At 34.8% G+C, this 16,471-nt stretch carries 16 protein-coding genes; 4 read left to right on the plus strand and 12 right to left on the minus strand.

Annotation, left to right across the window (positions count from 1 at the left end; genetic code table 11):
* Positions 1–57: 57 nt before the first annotated feature.
* The 7 genes from HND39_15350 to HND39_15380 all read right to left on the minus strand — a co-directional run bounded on the left by HND39_15350 (position 58) and on the right by HND39_15380 (position 7,381).
* Positions 58–1,248 carry an MFS transporter gene (locus tag HND39_15350; protein ID QKJ97544.1) on the minus strand — a complete coding sequence of 397 codons (1,191 nt, stop codon included), beginning with the start codon at positions 1,246–1,248 and terminating at the stop codon, positions 58–60.
* Between the two features lie 35 nt (positions 1,249–1,283).
* The gene (locus tag HND39_15355; GenBank protein ID QKJ97545.1) at positions 1,284–2,420 is read right to left on the minus strand and encodes a hypothetical protein; all 1,137 of its coding nucleotides are present in this window, start codon (positions 2,418–2,420) and stop codon (positions 1,284–1,286) included.
* Complete coding sequence (locus HND39_15360; protein QKJ97546.1) at positions 2,417–3,577, minus strand: CapA family protein; 1,161 nt, start codon at positions 3,575–3,577, stop codon at positions 2,417–2,419. The genes HND39_15355 and HND39_15360 overlap by 4 nt, the downstream gene beginning before the upstream one ends.
* Positions 3,578–3,663: 86 nt before the next feature.
* The gene (locus HND39_15365) at positions 3,664–3,855 is read right to left on the minus strand and encodes a histone H1 (GenBank protein QKJ97547.1); all 192 of its coding nucleotides are present in this window, start codon (positions 3,853–3,855) and stop codon (positions 3,664–3,666) included.
* A gap of 76 nt (positions 3,856–3,931) precedes the next feature.
* Positions 3,932–5,944: a 4Fe-4S dicluster domain-containing protein gene (locus HND39_15370; protein ID QKJ97548.1), complete on the minus strand. Its 2,013-nt coding sequence runs from the start codon at positions 5,942–5,944 to the stop codon at positions 3,932–3,934.
* 17 nt (positions 5,945–5,961) lie between these two features.
* The gene (locus HND39_15375; protein QKJ97549.1) at positions 5,962–6,540 is read right to left on the minus strand and encodes a biotin transporter BioY; all 579 of its coding nucleotides are present in this window, start codon (positions 6,538–6,540) and stop codon (positions 5,962–5,964) included.
* A gap of 7 nt (positions 6,541–6,547) precedes the next feature.
* Complete coding sequence (locus tag HND39_15380) at positions 6,548–7,381, minus strand: alpha/beta fold hydrolase (GenBank protein ID QKJ97550.1); 834 nt, start codon at positions 7,379–7,381, stop codon at positions 6,548–6,550.
* Between the two features lie 155 nt (positions 7,382–7,536).
* Between HND39_15380 and HND39_15385 the strand changes: the two genes are divergently transcribed.
* The 4 genes from HND39_15385 to HND39_15400 all read left to right on the plus strand — a co-directional run bounded on the left by HND39_15385 (position 7,537) and on the right by HND39_15400 (position 10,611).
* Entirely contained in the window at positions 7,537–8,676 is a 1,140-nt protein-coding gene (locus HND39_15385) for an acyl-CoA dehydrogenase (GenBank protein ID QKJ98034.1), read from the plus strand.
* A gap of 4 nt (positions 8,677–8,680) precedes the next feature.
* Positions 8,681–9,439, plus strand: coding sequence for a 1-(5-phosphoribosyl)-5-[(5-phosphoribosylamino)methylideneamino] imidazole-4-carboxamide isomerase (locus tag HND39_15390; protein ID QKJ97551.1), 759 nt, complete (start codon positions 8,681–8,683; stop codon positions 9,437–9,439).
* 134 nt (positions 9,440–9,573) lie between these two features.
* On the plus strand, positions 9,574–10,104 hold the full coding sequence (locus HND39_15395) for a cyclic nucleotide-binding domain-containing protein (protein QKJ97552.1): 531 nt from the start codon (positions 9,574–9,576) through the stop codon (positions 10,102–10,104).
* A gap of 12 nt (positions 10,105–10,116) precedes the next feature.
* The gene (locus tag HND39_15400; protein QKJ97553.1) at positions 10,117–10,611 is read left to right on the plus strand and encodes a universal stress protein; all 495 of its coding nucleotides are present in this window, start codon (positions 10,117–10,119) and stop codon (positions 10,609–10,611) included.
* A gap of 5 nt (positions 10,612–10,616) precedes the next feature.
* Here HND39_15400 and HND39_15405 read toward each other — a convergent pair whose 3' ends face one another.
* From HND39_15405 to HND39_15425, 5 genes are all read right to left on the minus strand, one after another.
* Positions 10,617–11,597: a polyprenyl synthetase family protein gene (locus HND39_15405; protein QKJ97554.1), complete on the minus strand. Its 981-nt coding sequence runs from the start codon at positions 11,595–11,597 to the stop codon at positions 10,617–10,619.
* Entirely contained in the window at positions 11,590–12,294 is a 705-nt protein-coding gene (tatC, locus tag HND39_15410; GenBank protein QKJ98035.1) for a twin-arginine translocase subunit TatC, read from the minus strand. Before tatC ends, HND39_15405 begins: the two co-directional genes overlap by 8 nt.
* Before the next feature lie 77 nt (positions 12,295–12,371).
* Positions 12,372–13,667, minus strand: a complete 1,296-nt coding sequence (locus HND39_15415) for a serine hydroxymethyltransferase (protein QKJ97555.1) — start codon at positions 13,665–13,667, stop codon at positions 12,372–12,374.
* 371 nt (positions 13,668–14,038) lie between these two features.
* Positions 14,039–15,286, minus strand: coding sequence for a hypothetical protein (locus HND39_15420; GenBank protein QKJ97556.1), 1,248 nt, complete (start codon positions 15,284–15,286; stop codon positions 14,039–14,041).
* Between the two features lie 3 nt (positions 15,287–15,289).
* Complete coding sequence (locus HND39_15425; protein ID QKJ97557.1) at positions 15,290–16,465, minus strand: hypothetical protein; 1,176 nt, start codon at positions 16,463–16,465, stop codon at positions 15,290–15,292.
* Between the last annotated feature and the right edge of the window lie 6 nt (positions 16,466–16,471).

A 16,471-nucleotide genomic window follows, 5' to 3' on the forward strand; every position in this document is an offset into this window, starting at 1 on the left:
TAAACGCCAAGTAATTAATGTAGAATGCTATTATTCGGTTAAAATTATTAAGCGATTTTAATTAATATTTCGATGTGTCAGGTAGAAAATTGTGAAGAGAAAAACTAATAGCATGAACCCGGCTCCAGTTAAAAAAGGAAACTGATAGCCCAGAAATTCAAAAGCAAAACCTCCCCACAATGGGCCTGCAACTCTTGCAAGAGCTGCTAACGATTGATTTACACCTAGTGTTATCCCTTGTTCGTTATCCGGTGTTACATCGGATATTAAACTTAATAATGTTGGCTGAAGCATTCCTGTTCCGATTGAAAGAAATCCAGAAATTAAAGCAAGCCCGAGAAAATTGCCGCCATAAGGAATAAGTCCAAGTCCGATACAAATAATCAGCGAACCGATTCTCAGAATATTTATTTTTGTCAACATCTTATCAATATATCCTATCATACCGCCCTGAACAATTGCAGAGACTAATCCAATAATTCCAAATAATAAACCATTCTGCATATCAGAAAATCCATAGACCTGTAATCCAAGTAAAGCAAAAGTTCCGTAGATATTTGCAAACGAGAATATCAGAATAAAAAAAAGGCTGATGAAAATCGCTCTGCTTGGCTCATGAAAAACTTTTTTAATAGCGATTACGTCTAATAATTTTCTTTTTTTGACCTCTGTTTCAGAAATTGGTTCTGTTCTTTTTGTGAGAGATTCAGGAAGTAAAATCGTTGTAACGATAAAAGCCGCTAAAGAAAAACCACCAGCCACAAAGCCTGTAACCATATAACCATATTCACTCAAGAATCCACCGATAAGAGGACCAAAAACAAATCCTAATCCGAATGCCGAGCCAATTAATCCCATTCCTTTTGAGCGGTTTTCTTTTGTCGTTACATCAGCAATGTATGCCTGAGCAACTGCAATACTGCTTCCACCAATTCCGGCAACAACACGACTTATCAGAAGCATAATAAAAGAATGAGTGAAAGCAAAGATAACATAACCGGTTGCGTTTAATAACAGACAAACAGTTATTACCGGTTTCCGTCCATATTTATCAGAATATTTTCCGAGAATCGGGTTAAATAAAAATTGAACGAATGAATAGATGGCAATTGCAATTCCTATTGCAGTTTCATCAACTCCGAGTATTTTTGTTGCAAATGATGGAAGTATCGGAATGAGTATTCCAAAGCCGAGCAGATCAATAAATACGGTTAAAAAAATTAATGACAGAGCGGATTTATTTTTCAAATATTATTACACAGTATTTTAAAATCATTCAATAATCAATTCGATGGCTGCACTTGTTTGTTCAACCAGAAATACCAGTTCTGATAAGCCAGTCGGGCAACTCCATTCTCATCATATATTCCAGTATCCTTCCAGACTTTGTTGAGATCATCAGGTGAACCTATATCTTCCCATAAAGCATCATAATCTCTTAGAACAAAATTCACAACAAATTTTAGATCATATTGTTCAGCTTTGTTCATTAAAAGAGTTAAGTACTGGTTTTGTTTTTGTGGTGAACCATTCAGAACAACAGTTCCTTCATAAACTGTTATCGAATCTGCAGCATAACCTGTTTCGCAAATTGCTTTATCCTTTGGCAGATATGAAAATATTTTCTCAAACATATCTGAAGGAATTGAATCACATAAAAATCCAGTTAAATATGGATACAACGAAACACCACATAAATCTGTAAAGTTAATTATGTTGTCAAGAACCTGCATTTGCTGCGAATGATTAGCATTCGTATAACCTTCAACGAGGTCCATCCCTGTTACAGAAACAAGTATTGGAAGCTGCGGATCGAGAATTTTTAATTGTTGATAAACGTACTGGTGTAAGTCGAGATATTCATCCCACAATCCAGGAGCCTGAATCATAAGCAGATTTACTTCAATACCAATTACAAAAAAATCCGGGTTGAAATAATTTTTTATTCGCACACAGTAGTTTAAGAAAGCTTGTTTAACATCAGGATGATTGAACGAAATAGTATCCCATGGTGCAGGTAAAGGTAAATCACCTTTTTCAGCTTTGTACGGCGCTAATCCATCTCTGAAAAATCTGATTGGAGTAACTGACAACAAAATTTTGTGTGAAGCCGGAGTTCGTGAAAGCCTGTACTGCCAATCGTTCATTATGTTGATATGAAAATCTGAACCACTCAGAGCTTCCGGCCAGGGAACTCCATCATCAAAGTGATGAGAAATAATATCAGCGTCAGTTGCAAGTTTATTATAAACATAGTCAACTGCTTCATTGCTAATATCGTAAGGAAAAGGAGTGAATCCCATATAAAAACTTCTTGTTGCCTTTGGTGGTGGATCAACAATTGGATTTTCTTCTTTAGTACAACCTGATACCAAAAAGATAAATAGACTAAAAGCCGATGATAAAATAATTTTCTTCATTTCAACAATTTAATTTTACTGTTATTTGAATATTTATTAATAATTTCTTTTGTATCACTGAATGCTTCTTCCATCAATTTCTTATCGTGTTTAGTCAAATAATTACAGGTTGTATCATTTGATAGCTGTGAAGGTAAAATCACATACTCCCTTCCCTTTTCAGTTTCGCCTTTGAACACCCACGTCGGCAGATAATTAACTTCACGAATATAAATGGAATCGCTTAAAATGTTTTTCGAAATTTGAATATTTAGAATTAATCCTGCATCAGAATATCGCCAGCGTTGATTTGAAACAAAATTTCCAAGCGAATAAGCGACAAATCCAGAATCAAGTTTAGCGTTATTCGTTTTAAAAAAGTTAACAGGTTGAATAACGTGCGGATGACCGCCGATTATAATATCAGCACCGTATTCGATTATTTTATTAACAATTTGTTTTTGATAATCATCCGGTTCACGCAAATACTCCTGACCAAAATGAAGATGAACCAGAACGACATCAACATTTTTTTCCCTTGCCTTAACTATATCATTTTTCATTAATTCCTCATCAATCAGATTTATTGCAAAATCTTTTCCTTTTGGGATAGGAAGACCGTTTGTGTTTTCGCTATAAGCAAGAAATGCAATTGTGATCGAATTGATTTCAAATATGCGAACTGAATCTCTATCCTCCTTGGAAACAAATGTCCCGGTCTGATAAAGCTGATTATCATTAATTATCTCAATAGTTCTTTTAACTCCATCCCATCCCTGATCAAGAGCGTGATTATTTGCAGTAATAAGCAAATCAAATCCCGCATCTTTCAAAGCATAAATAAAATCATCGGGTGCATTGAAATAAGGATATCCGCTGTAACCTTTGTTCTTTCCTGCAACGACAGTTTCAAGATTACCAACTGTAAAATCAGATTCTGATAAGAATGTTTTTACTTCTGTATATACACCTGTAAAATCGAAAGTGTCTGCACCAACATTTGCATAATTAAATTGAGTGGAATGACACATAAGATCGCCGGTAAAGCAGAGAGTTACAGTAAGAACCGAATCTTCTGGAACACTAACTTCAGTTTTCTCTGCTCCGACAGAATTAAATAAATAATGCTGAAGTGTTATAATTATGATGAACGCAATAAATGAAAGAATACTTTTCATAATTTTAAGATAAATTCATCCGCATAAAAAATAAGGCTGGATTGATATTTCAACCCAGCCCTCACATCAAACCGGAAAGCCTTGGCTTAACCTTTAGATGCTTTTCTTTGAGCTTTTACATCCTGCACGTCCTTACGTACATCCTGGCAAAGTTTTCGTAGATCACTTAAGCCTTTTCTTACGCGAGTTCCTGCAGCGGATTGTCCTTTTTCATAAAATTTATGAAAATCGGTTTCCAATCCTTGTACGAACTGAACCAATTGATTGAATTTATCCATTCGTTCCTCCATTATTAGTGGTTGATTATGTTAATTAGAATCTGACTATTTCTTTTTACTTCCTGAAACATATCTCTTAATTGCCAACCTCGGCAGAAAGGTTTTCAAGAATAATTTCTGCAATATCTTTTACTTTTACTTCCTCTGTTTTATTAAAATGTTTTACACCATCAGTCATCATTGTCATACAAAAAGGACACGCAGAGGCGATTGTTTCAGCATTTGTTGCCAGTGCTTCTTTTGTTCTTTCTTCATTTATTCTTCCGCCTTCATCATCCTCAAGAAATAATCTACCGCCGCCAGCACCACAACAGAATCCTTTATCCTTATTACGACTCATTTCAATTAAATTAATTCCTTCCACTGCAGAAAGACTTTTTCTTGGTGCATCGTAAACTTCATTATATCTTCCTAAATAACATGAGTCGTGATATGTAACATCTGAATTGTTATTTCCATTCAATAAAATTTTCTTCGAAGCAATCATCTCATCAATTAATTCGGTGTGATGATAAACTTCAAAGTGCCCGCCAAATTGCTTGTATTCATTTTTTAATGAATGAAAACAATGCGGACAAGCAGTAACTATTTTCTGAACTTTGTAATGATTTAAAGTTTCTACGTTTTCCATCATGAACATTTGAGCAAGATATTCATTACCAAGTCGTCTTGCTGTATCACCATTGCATTTTTCCTGAGTTCCAAGAATTCTGAATTCAACTCCGGCTATCTGCATTAGTTTAGAAAATGACTGAGAAACTTTCTTGTAACGTTCATCATAAGAACCTGCACATCCAACCCAAAATAGATATTCGCAATTTGAATCCTCAGCCATCGTTTTGACTCCAAGCCCTTCTGCCCATTTTGCTCTGTCAGCAGGATTGAAAGCCCACGGAGAATAATTAGTCTCGAGACTTTTGAATACAGCGTTTAATTCAGATGGAAACTTCGACTCAGTTAAAACCAGGTCCCTTCTCATATCAATTATACTATCAAGATGCTCGATCATTACAGGGCATTCCTGTACGCAAGCCATACAGGTTGTACATTGCCATAAAACTTTATCAGAAACATAGTCATGAACAAGAGTTTTTTGAAATAGTTCGCTTTCGGTAACACCATCTACTATCAACGGTGCCTTATCTTTTGTTCTTCTTCTGATATCAACAATTATTTCTTTTGGATTTAATGACTTGCCAACAGTATGCGCCGGACAAGCTTGAGTACATCTTCCACATTCTGTACAGCTATAACCATCAAGAATTTGCTTCCAAGATAAATGCTCAATATCAGAAGCACCAAATGATTCAGCGTTTTCGTCTTCAAGATTAAGATGCTTGATAGTATTTCTGACAGGATCGAGGTTTGCAAAATATGTATTTGGTATCGAAGTAAATACATGCAGATGCTTTGAATATGGTAGAAAATTCATAAAACCAAAGATCGTTAGCACGTGAATCCACCAATAAACTTCATAAGCAGCATTGGCTCCTATCGAAGGATTGTCAAAGAATACATTTACGAGTACGGCAGAGATAGGACGAACTTCATACTCGTGCAATACAAAATTATTTTTTGCAATTCCTGCCATATTCTGTAACAACATTGATACAACTACAATTAAAATAAGTGAGAGTATTACAATTGCATCGAGTGATGCACCTTTATCAACCTGCAGACGCGGAATTTTAAAGACATATCTTCTTAAAAGCGCAGTAACAACAGCAATAATAACCAGAAGACCAAAAACATCCTGAATCACTGTGATGACAGAATAAACCGGACCTAAAAATGAAAGATTAAATGATGAATAAAATCCCTGGATGATTGCTTCAATTACTGCAAAGAGGAAAAGAATAAATCCCCAGAAAATCAAAAAGTGAACTGTTCCGGCAACTGGTTCTCTCAAAAGTTTTGATTGTCCGAATGCAATTTTTAATACGTTTCCAATTCGTCTTCCAACATCGTCAAATCTGTTGTCCTTCTTTTTTGCAACTTTCATATAAAGGAATAAATTTCTTAAGCTCCAGCTAAGAAATCCAAATGCTGATAGAAAGACTACTATGAATATTACGTTTTTAATTGTCATTCGATTTAACTAATTATTTATGGCAGTCTTTGATGTTTTTCAGCAAATGTGAAATAAATAGATGCAGCCACAAAAACTTTTACTACCATCCAAATTGTAAATATTGACGCACCTGCCTTAACAGAATTAACAATGTTATGAAGATATGCAGCAGATAAATATAAAGTTCCAAAAAGTATCACAATTAACTCAGCAATAAACATTGCAATTATGATTGTCAGATATTTCTGATTTTTTCCTGTCATATATCCAACTAAATAGGCTGCAATCGGGAATGCAAGAAGGTAACCACCAGTTGGACCAATCAATCTTGCAAATCCGATTGTTCCATCAGCAGTTTGAGCAAATACTGGTAATCCGATTGCTCCAAGAAAAATATAGATTATTTGGCTGTAAGCACCATTCTTTGCACCGAGAAAAGCACCGGCTAAAAGAACGATCATCGTCTGTAATGTAAACGGAACAGGTTTAACCGGAATTGAAACCTGCGCTGATATTATAGTTAAAATTGTAAATGAAAGAATCCAGAATAATTCTGATTCTTTTATTGAACTAAATATATGGCTGATTGTAAAATTTTGTGAAGATGATTTCATATTTTCCTTAATTTAAGCGTTGATTAAAAAATTTAAGAGTCTTTTCAAGCACAGAGTCAAACTTCGGATTACTTTTCTCGAAAGGATGTGTAACATCAAAAGTATGTCCTGTAGCCTTTATTTTATAGAATTCTGTCAAGTTCTTATCCGACCAGTTGTAAATTTGTTCACTCTCTTCTATTTTGACTGATAAATCTTGTTCGCCGTGAATAATTAACAATGGTTTGTTCAGGTTTCTTGCTGCAAATTCAATGTTTAATAAATCATCTTTATTCTTTTCGATATCATCGAGCAAGCATACATTTAATCGCATCAACTGATTTGTTCTGGTATTCAAAACTTCAAAGAATCCATTTTTTCGCCATTGATCTTCTTGTCTTCTTGAATATCTGTTAAAATTCGCAACAGGCGCCCACAATGCAACAGCATTGATTTCCTTTCGTCTCGAAGAAAAAATCAGCGAATCGCCTCCGCCACGGCTATGTCCAATAATCCCAATCTTCTTATTGCTCTTTGAACCGAAAAAATTATTCAAATATGCATCTAGAATTTCATTCAATTCGTCGAGTTCAAGAGAAAATGTATTATCCGCAAATTTATCAAGTTCCGTAAACTCGGTTGGAATGTTACCAATTCCGTTATGAGAAAAATTAAATGAAAGAACAAAATATCCTCTTTCAGCAAAGTAATTTCCTGAGTAAGGCCAAAAACCCCAATCTTTAAATCCTTTGAATCCGTGAACAAAAATAAGGCAAGATGCAGATTCTAAATTTTCGTATCCATAAGTAGTAAATCTAAGTTTTTCTCTTTTCTTTGTATTTAGCACAAAATCTTTGTTCATCCGAATCAAATATGTCGAATATCGTTAGAAAAGTCAATATTCAATAAAAATTTAAAATTTTGGAAAAAATTCAGCTTTTTGATGTATTTGGGCTGTTTTTTAACTTTCGGGTGGATTTCAAAACTATATTCATCATCCCGAAAACTGTTAACATTATGGATTTTACTCTATCTGAAGATTTACGAATGCTAAAAGAGCTTGCCCGCGAATTCACAAATAGTGAAATAAAACCAGTAGCTCAAAAAATTGATGAGGAAGAAAAGATACCAAAAGAACTAATTCAAAAACTCGCTGAGGTTGGATTTTTTGGGACTTCTTTTCCCGAAGAATTTGGTGGTGGTGGTTTTGGAAAAGTCGGTTATTGTGTTATGATGGAAGAAATCGCACGCGGCTGTTCTTCAACCGCAACAATGATCGGCGCGCATCAATCAATAGGAACAAATGCCATCTTTATTGGTGGTTCGGAAGAGTTAAAGAAAAAATATTTACCAAGACTTTGTTCCGGGGAAATGATAGCTTCCTTTGCATTAACTGAACCTGAAGCTGGCTCAGATACATTTAATCTTAAAACTGAAGCGAGAAAAAATGGTAATAAATGGATTTTAAATGGTTCTAAAATCTGGATTACAAATGCAGGAATCGCAAATTTATTCTCAGTATTTGCAAGAACAGAAAAAGGTATAACCGGATTTGCTGTGGAAGCTGATACACCGGGAATATCAATTGGTCCAGCAGAAAAAAAATTGGGAATAAAAGGAAGTACAACAAACTCAATTACATTTGAAAATGTTGAAGTTCCTGATGAAAATATGATCGGAAGAGAAGGACGTGGTTTTATAATCGCAATGAAAACACTTGACGGAGGAAGGTTGACAATTGGTGCTTGCTGTCTTGGAGCATCAAGAGAATTACTGGAAATTTCTACGAACTATGCAAAACATAGAAAACAATTTGGTGAACCGATTTCAAAATTCCAGGCAGTGCAGTTTATGCTGGCAGAAATGGCTTCAAAAATTTATCCAATGGAAAGTATTGTTTATAGATGCGCAAATGATTATGATAGAGGTAAAGATGTGTCAGTAGATGCCGCAATTGTTAAACTTTATGCATCTGAGGCAATGTCTGAAGTCGCCGATAAAGCTTTGCAGGTTCATGGTGGGATGGGTTTTTCCCGTGAACTTCCAATGGAAAGATATTATCGTGATGCCAGAATTTTAAGAATTTTTGAAGGGACGACTGAAATTCAGAAAATGATAATTGGACGACACATAATTAAATCAAACGGTAAAATTTAAAATTATGTTACAGCAAAAACTTTTAGTAATTCCATCTATAGATATTAAAAATGGAAAGTGTGTCCGGACAGTTCAGGGTATTCCTGAACTTGACTGTTATGAATACGGGAATAATCCTGTTGAGATGGCAAAAATCTGGCGTGCTGAAAACGCAAAAATGATTCACGTTGTTGACTTTGATGCTGCACACGAACAGTCAAAAAGAAATTATAAAGTGATCGAAGAGATTTGTTCATCTGTGGTAATACCTGTAGAGTTTGCTGGCGGAATCAGAAATATTCAGGATGCAGATGAAATCATACAAACAGGAATTATCAGACTCGCAATTAATACTCTTGCTGTTGAAAACAGGAAGGAATTCTTAAAGATTTTCGAAAAGTATGGGCCCTCAAAAATCGTAATCTCTTTAGACATACTTGGCGAAGAATTAATGGTAAGAGGAAGAAGCAAAAAAACCGGAATCAATTTCAGAACTTTTACTCAGGAAATGGTTGCACTCGGTGTGAACAGGTTTATCGTTTGTGATATATCAAGAAACGGAACTCATATCGGACCAAATATTCAACTATCGCGGGAAATAGCAGAATTAACAAAAGCTAAGGTAACACATGCCGGTGGAATTAGAAACAAAGATGAGTTGATGGATATTCAACAGCTAATTCCAATTGGTGTTGATTCAGCTATTGTTGGACGAGCGTTATATGAGAATAGATTTCCGTGTCAAAAACTCTGGCGTATCGCTGAATCGGGAATTTTTAACTAATTTTATTTATAATTTTGTAGTATCAAGATTTAAATTAGATATTAAATCATGTTAGAAACTTAAATTTTATTATTTGACTGGTTAAAGCAGTAATTGTTTTACTTATTTTTCATAATTCAAATTTTTAACCTGCAATGACTGAAGAAATTAAAAAGCCAATACATAGCAGTTTTTGGGCAAACATTTTTCGTTCACCAACTGAATCCGATGAACTTATCGCCTCTCTAAAAAATATTCCTTTATTTAAATCATTAACTAAACGGGATCTTTCCGAACTTCTCAATTTAATTCATGAACGTACTTATGTGGCGGGCGAAAATATTTTCTATCAGGGTGACCCCGGAATCGGTCTGTATTTAATTCGCGAAGGTGAAGTTCAAGTCAATCGTGAAAGTGATAATGGAAATAAAATTCAATTAGCTGTTTTTCAAAAAGGAGATTTTTTTGGCGAACTTGCACTTATTGATAATGATAAGCGTTCGGCTTCAGCAACTGCAAAGACCGATACTAAACTCTCTGTAATCTTCAAACCCGACCTTGACGAGTTTATAGAAAAATATCCCAAAAAAGGAGTAAAAATTTTACAAGGGATTGCCGAGATTACAGCTTTGAGATTAAGAACTTTAAACGAAGATTATTTCGCTCTCAGAACAGATAAAAAGTAATGGAGGTATAAGATGGAATCTGGCATAAAAAAAATATTAGTTCCAATTGATTTTTCGGATTACTCAAAAAGTGCGCTGAGATATGCTGTCAACTTCAGCAAGAATTTTAAAGCTGAAATGATATTGATTTATGTTGTTGAACCGGTTATTTATCCACCTGACTTTAGTATGGGACAAATTGCTATCCCATCCGTAAAAGCTGAATGGGATAAAAGGGCAAATCAGGAACTGGATAAACTGGCTAAAGAAAATATTCCTGATACTGTCTCATTTAAAACGATCATCAAAACCGGAAAACCTTTTGTTGAGATAGTTGAAACTGCCAATGATCTTGATGTTGACTTGATTATTATTGCAACGCACGGTCGAACCGGAATTGAACATATTTTATTCGGTAGTACTGCAGAAAAAGTTGTTAGGAAAGCTCCCTGTCCTGTTTTAACATTGAGAGAGCCTATTAAAGGATTCAATTATAAAGATGGAATGAAAAAAGAAAACGGTAGTTAGTCAGTTCAATTCTTTCTATCAATAGCAAAATCAACTAATGCTTCAAGAGCAAGTTTGCTTTGAGAATCAGGTAGTTTTTTCAGAGCATCTTTTGCTGCCTGAGAATAAATATGTGCCTTTCCGATTGCGTACTCAATTCCCTTATTCTCTCTTACAAAATTAATTACCTCATCAATATTCGGTTTATCTTTTCCGTTCTTAATTATTTTCCTGATATCAGCAGCTTTATTAGCAGGTACCTGTTTCAAAGAATGGATCAATGGTAAGGTAATTTTTTTTTCTTTTATATCTCCGCCTGTTCTTTTACCAAAAACAGAAAGACTTCCTTCATAATCAAGAATATCATCCCGGATTTGAAATGACATGCCAAGGTTTTTTCCAAATTCTGACATTGCATTGACAAAACTTGTGTCAGAACTTGAACTCATTGCACCAATCGTGCAGCAAGTTTCAATCAGTGATGCAGTTTTATCGGATATAACTTTAAAATAAGTTTCTTCATCAATATCAAGCTTTCGGGTTTTTTGAATCTGAAGCAGTTCACCTTCCGACATTCGCTTTACTGTATTCGTTATTACTTCCAAAAAATCAAAATCTTTTCCTTCCATTGCGATCAACAATCCTTTTGAAAGAAGGTAGTCACCCATTAAAACTGCAACTTTATTTTTAAAAACTTTATTTATTGACCAGAGTCCTCTGCGTTTATCTGCATGATCAACAACATCATCATGAACCAGAGTTGCTGTATGAAGCAATTCAACTAAAACTGCACCGCGATAACTACGCTCATTAATTCCTCCACAAACTTTTGCGGAAAGTAATACGAGCAATGGACGTATTTTTTTCCCTTTTTGACGAATGATATATCGCGCAACAAGATCAACCAATCCAACATTAGAACGAAGCGATTCTCTGAATATTTCATTAAAAGAATCCAATTCATTTTTTATAGGTTGAGTTATTTCGGAGAGCTGATTATTAAACACTTTTCTTTGATGATATTTTTGATATAAAAATACTTATTTCGTATAAGAGTACCAACGGTACTGCAAGTATAATTTGTGAAACCGGATCTGCACCAGGCGTCAGAAAAGCTGACAGAATAAGAATAATTACAATAGCATGTCTTCTGTATTTACGCATAAAAGCAGGAGTTAATATTCCAAGTTTTGAAAGGAAAAATGAAATCATCGGAAGTTCAAATACCACACCTGCTGCAAGCATAACACTGATGATGATCGACATATATTCGTCAATTGCAAACTCATTTGCTATTTCTGCTGTACCAAACTGTGCTGCAAATTTCATCGCTAAAGGAATCATTACAAAATATGCAAAAGCAACGCCTGCTAAAAAACAGAATGAGGAAAAGAACACTATCCAGAGAATGTTTTTTCGCTCCTTCTTCCGTAGTGCCGGCGCAATAAATTTCCAAAGCTGATAAAATATATTCGGAAGACTTGCGATGATTCCGACAACTATTGCAACCTGCACATACAGAAATAATTGTCCGAAGGGTCTCAGATTTTGCAGTGAAGCATTTGCATCACGGGCAGGTTTTAACAAAACAATTTCGATAAGAGGATCAATGAATATCCATGCGACGATAGTAAAAATAACAATACCGATTAGCGCATAAATGATTCTCCAGCGCAGTTCTTCGATATGATCAAGAAATGACATTTCGATATCAACATCCCCAAGTCTTTCATCATTATTAACAGCTTTTTCTTTGTCAGCCAAATCTCATTCCCAGATTCTTAAATAATATCCTTATAAAGAGGAAACCCGGAACATAATTCTTTTACATCTGTAACGATAGCATCAAGTGTGGATTCATTTTCAGCATTGGTTACCGCTGAATTAATAATTTCAGCAATCCGCTTCATCTCAGTTTCTTTCATACCTCGAGTAGTAACAGCAGGTGTTCCTACTCTTATTCCGCTTGTTACAAATGGACTCTTGGTATCGAATGGAACCATATTTTTATTAACGGTAATCCCTGCTCTTTCAAGCGCATTTTCCGCTTTCTTTCCTGATATATTTTTATTCGATAAATCAATCAGCATTAAATGATTATCCGTACCTGATGACACAATATCAAATCCATATTTCATTAATTCATCAGCAAGAGCTTTTGCATTTTTTATAACTTGCTGAGCATAGAATTTAAATTTATCATCTAATACCTCTTTAAATGCTACAGCTTTAGCCATAATGATGTGCATCAAAGGTCCGCCCTGAATTCCAGGCATAACAGTACTATCATAAAGTTCTGACATCATTTTCAATCTGTCACCTTTTGGCGTTTTCAATCCAAAAGTATTTTCTTTGTCTTTGCCCATTAAGATAATTCCACCTCTTGGACCACGAAGTGTTTTATGAGTAGTTGAAGTAACTACATCACAATATGGAAGCGGATTATCTAAAAAGCCTTTTGCAATTAATCCAGCCGGATGCGCCATATCGCACATTAAAAAAGCACCGGTAGCATCAGCAATTTCCCTGAGTTTTTTATAATCCCATTCTCGAGAATATGCGCTTGCACCTGCAATAATAAGTTTTGGTTTTTCGCGCTTTGCAAGATTTTCAATAATATTATAATCCAGCAGACGCGTTTCTTTATTTAATTCGTAACCGATCGCCTGGTATAATTTTCCTGAAAAATTCACAGGCGAACCGTGAGTAAGATGACCCCCGTGTGGAAGACTTAATCCTAAAAATTTATCACCTGGCTGCATGAGTGTCATCATGGCTGCCATATTAGCTTGTGAACCACTATGCGGCTGAACATTTACATATTCAGCGTTAAAAATTTTCTTTAGTCGTTCGCGTGCTAATTCTTCTGCCATATCCACGTACTCACAACCACCATAATAGCGTTTTCCGGGATATCCTTCAGCATATTTATTCGTTAGCGGTGAACCTGCAGCCTCCAATACAGCGGAACTAACAAAATTTTCTGATGCAATAAGTTCAAGCTTATTTTGTTGTCGTTCAATTTCTTGTTTTAATATTTGAAAAATTTCCGGATCGTTTTTTAATTGAGTGTACATTTTTTTTATGAATTTTATTTTTGATAATCAAATTTAACAAAAAAATCCGGCATCTGCCGGAAATTTTGTTTGCTTAATGTTGCCGATATATTCATAATATTTACTTGTTTGAGACTTCTGAAAAATTCAAATTTGTCATATTGAACGACCTGCCTGCGGGCAAGGCAGGAGTGAAATATCTTGTTTTTAAATTGAAAAATCAGGTAGCTACCGGATTCAGAGTAACACATCGATAATAATTCAGAAGTCTCTGGTTTATATATCAATATTTGAATAACTCTCTTTAATTTTACCGGGATCAAATCAGTAAATCCAGCACTAATAAAACGATTAATGATTTATTCAGATTATTTTGTTATTCCTTAGACTAATTATTTTTCATAACGGATAAACCAAATATCGCCAAAACTGATTCCGAGATTTACTCTGAAAAAATCCTCCTTCATTAAATTTTTGTCCTGAGTTCCTCTTACTGAATATTCTAATCCAATATCAATTGTATTTTCAGTGCTGAGCGGAAGTGCAAATCCACCAAATACTGAGTACTGTTTTAGATTTATTCCTTTAAAATTATATTGTGACATCTCATAACTAAACCCAGCCCGAAACATTATTTGCTCCCAATAATTCATACCGGGGACACTCTGAGGACGATATTCAAATCCCAGACTAATTTTATGTAAGTCGCTTAAATTACTTTGATTGATATCGCTCAATTTAAATTGACTCCAGGGCTGATAAAAATAATCGATTGCAACATTATATACTTTAATGAAAGAAATATGAAGACCAACATTTAATCGTACAGGAACTTTCATTGTAGTTTCGCCGCTGCTTACTGAGTCAACAATTGTCGATGAGGTGCTGACCAGGCTTGAATCAGTGGCAAGATTTCCGATAATATTTGTGCTCACTCCCAGCCTTAAGTCAGATATTATTGAACTATCCATCAACGAACAAAAATTGGGAGTAATTATTCCGAGTGTTGTACCAAAACCTTTCGGTGCATAATTCAACTCATATTTACTTGGGAAATATGAAGTATTATCAAAAGTTAAACTGGAAGTATATTTTAAATTTCCAAAATAGTATTCGAGTGTAGCTCCAAGTAAAAATTCGGCAGGAAGTTGAACAGAAGATCCGACAAATATCTTTGAAAGCCCGCCTTTACCAAGATAAGTAGTTGTGTAGTTTCCTGAGATAGAATCAGCTACTTTTTCTGTGACTTCATAATTACTCCGGCTGTAAGGAACTAATCCGAAAGCCATCCCTATCTTATTTACCTCACTTATCGGAAAAGCAAATGTTATACCTTTAAAGAAACCATCACCATAAAGTTTTGAATCACCGGTTTTGGATAATTTTAGTTGTTCGTAAGAAAAACTAAATTCAAATCTGACTCTTGATAAACCTGACCATGAAGCTGGATTTAGTATCTCTACATAATCTTTATTTAACATCGCAGTCCCGGTATTTCCCATTGACAAAGTTCTGGCAGAATAACTGTAATAAAGATCACCAACTCCATATCGTGTGTAAGTAGAAGTAACCTGTGAGTAGTTTAAATTCACATTGATAAAAAACAGCAGCAATAAATATTTGATAATTTGAAATTTCATTTTTTATTTGATTGTGTAAGTAATCTTTAAACGCGGACGCTCTGCAAAATTGATATAATCACTTCCTTTAAGTGCAAACAGTTCTAATCCAGATGTAAAATTTCCGGATTCAATCAACAAACCATAATTTACTTTCCTGCTTATCCAGTTACGTACGATAACCGTAATATCTCCGGAATATTTATGATTACTGAAATTCAAAAATGCCGGGCTGCCCTCAGTGTTGACCGAATCTGCATATTTCAGATATGATACTCTTAAGTTATTAGGGAAACTAGAACCTTTAATCGAGGCAATCGTATCCGGTGTTATAAATAATTCAGCTTTGTTTATCACAATCCCGCTCGGAATATTTTCCAGATTAAAAGTTAATCTCGATGCAATGGTCACACTGCTCTGCGTACAAATTATTCCGTCAGATAATATTGGTAAATCAGGACGATCAACCAGACTAATATCTGCTGCGATGAATCCATTTATTGTGTCAACATAAGCTCCGGGTTTTTCATAGACAACAAACAACTTTGCAGCCTCAGATGACAGTGATGTGAATGCCTGAAAACCGACTACTTTACCAGAACTCACTGCCGGATCAAGATAAATACCATAATTGCTTTCAAGTGTTTTATCCGCTGCATTTTTCATCCAGGCAAGTGGTACAGAATTATCTAAATGGAAAGTATATAGTGTATCTGAAATAGTGAATTGTGAGCTAATATCATTAGGTTCATACTCAAGTTTATACAAACTGTCAATCGTAAAAGATGTGGAAGACCAGCGTGAATTTACTTTATGTGCAGAAAAATTCATTGACGCCATTGAATCAGTATAAATATATCCCACTGTTAAATTTATCCAGGAATCAATTACATTTATATTTCCATCTTTCAGAGCGGTCTTTAAACTATCCGGTAATCCAAATACGAACCTGAGTAACGCCGTTGATTTTATATCACCATATCTTCCAACTAAAAACCGATCTGCACTGCCGAGTGCAACAACTTTTTTAAAGTAAGATGAGGTTTGAGAAGAAGAATCAACTTCTGTATCAAAAATCTTTGCTGAAATATTTTCACTTCCGATAAGTTCAATACCAAGTGAAGACGGTTCATCGGAACAGGAAAGTATGAGGAATGCTGATAGAACAATTGTAAAAGAGAAGATAAATTTTAATTTCAAAAAATG

The sequence above is a fragment of the Ignavibacteriota bacterium genome, assembly GCA_013285405.1.
Lineage (GTDB): Bacteria > Bacteroidota > Ignavibacteria > Ignavibacteriales > Ignavibacteriaceae > IGN2.

What these genes read in the sequence shown, in the direction of transcription:
- HND39_15355 (QKJ97545.1), bottom strand. Translation starts at nt 2,420, where the DNA reads ATGAAGAAAATTATTTTATCATCGGCTTTTAGTCTATTTATCTTTTTG.
- HND39_15360 (QKJ97546.1), bottom strand. Translation starts at nt 3,577, where the DNA reads ATGAAAAGTATTCTTTCATTTATTGCGTTCATCATAATTATAACACTT.
- HND39_15365 (QKJ97547.1), bottom strand. Translation starts at nt 3,855, where the DNA reads ATGGATAAATTCAATCAATTGGTTCAGTTCGTACAAGGATTGGAAACC.
- HND39_15370 (QKJ97548.1), bottom strand. Translation starts at nt 5,944, where the DNA reads ATGACAATTAAAAACGTAATATTCATAGTAGTCTTTCTATCAGCATTT.
- HND39_15375 (QKJ97549.1), bottom strand. Translation starts at nt 6,540, where the DNA reads ATGAAATCATCTTCACAAAATTTTACAATCAGCCATATATTTAGTTCA.
- HND39_15380 (QKJ97550.1), bottom strand. Translation starts at nt 7,381, where the DNA reads ATGAACAAAGATTTTGTGCTAAATACAAAGAAAAGAGAAAAACTTAGA.
- HND39_15385 (QKJ98034.1), top strand. Translation starts at nt 7,537, where the DNA reads ATGGATTTTACTCTATCTGAAGATTTACGAATGCTAAAAGAGCTTGCC.
- HND39_15390 (QKJ97551.1), top strand. Translation starts at nt 8,681, where the DNA reads ATGTTACAGCAAAAACTTTTAGTAATTCCATCTATAGATATTAAAAAT.
- HND39_15395 (QKJ97552.1), top strand. Translation starts at nt 9,574, where the DNA reads ATGACTGAAGAAATTAAAAAGCCAATACATAGCAGTTTTTGGGCAAAC.
- HND39_15400 (QKJ97553.1), top strand. Translation starts at nt 10,117, where the DNA reads ATGGAATCTGGCATAAAAAAAATATTAGTTCCAATTGATTTTTCGGAT.
- tatC (QKJ98035.1), bottom strand. Translation starts at nt 12,294, where the DNA reads ATGTCATTTCTTGATCATATCGAAGAACTGCGCTGGAGAATCATTTAT.
- HND39_15415 (QKJ97555.1), bottom strand. Translation starts at nt 13,667, where the DNA reads ATGTACACTCAATTAAAAAACGATCCGGAAATTTTTCAAATATTAAAA.
- HND39_15420 (QKJ97556.1), bottom strand. Translation starts at nt 15,286, where the DNA reads ATGAAATTTCAAATTATCAAATATTTATTGCTGCTGTTTTTTATCAAT.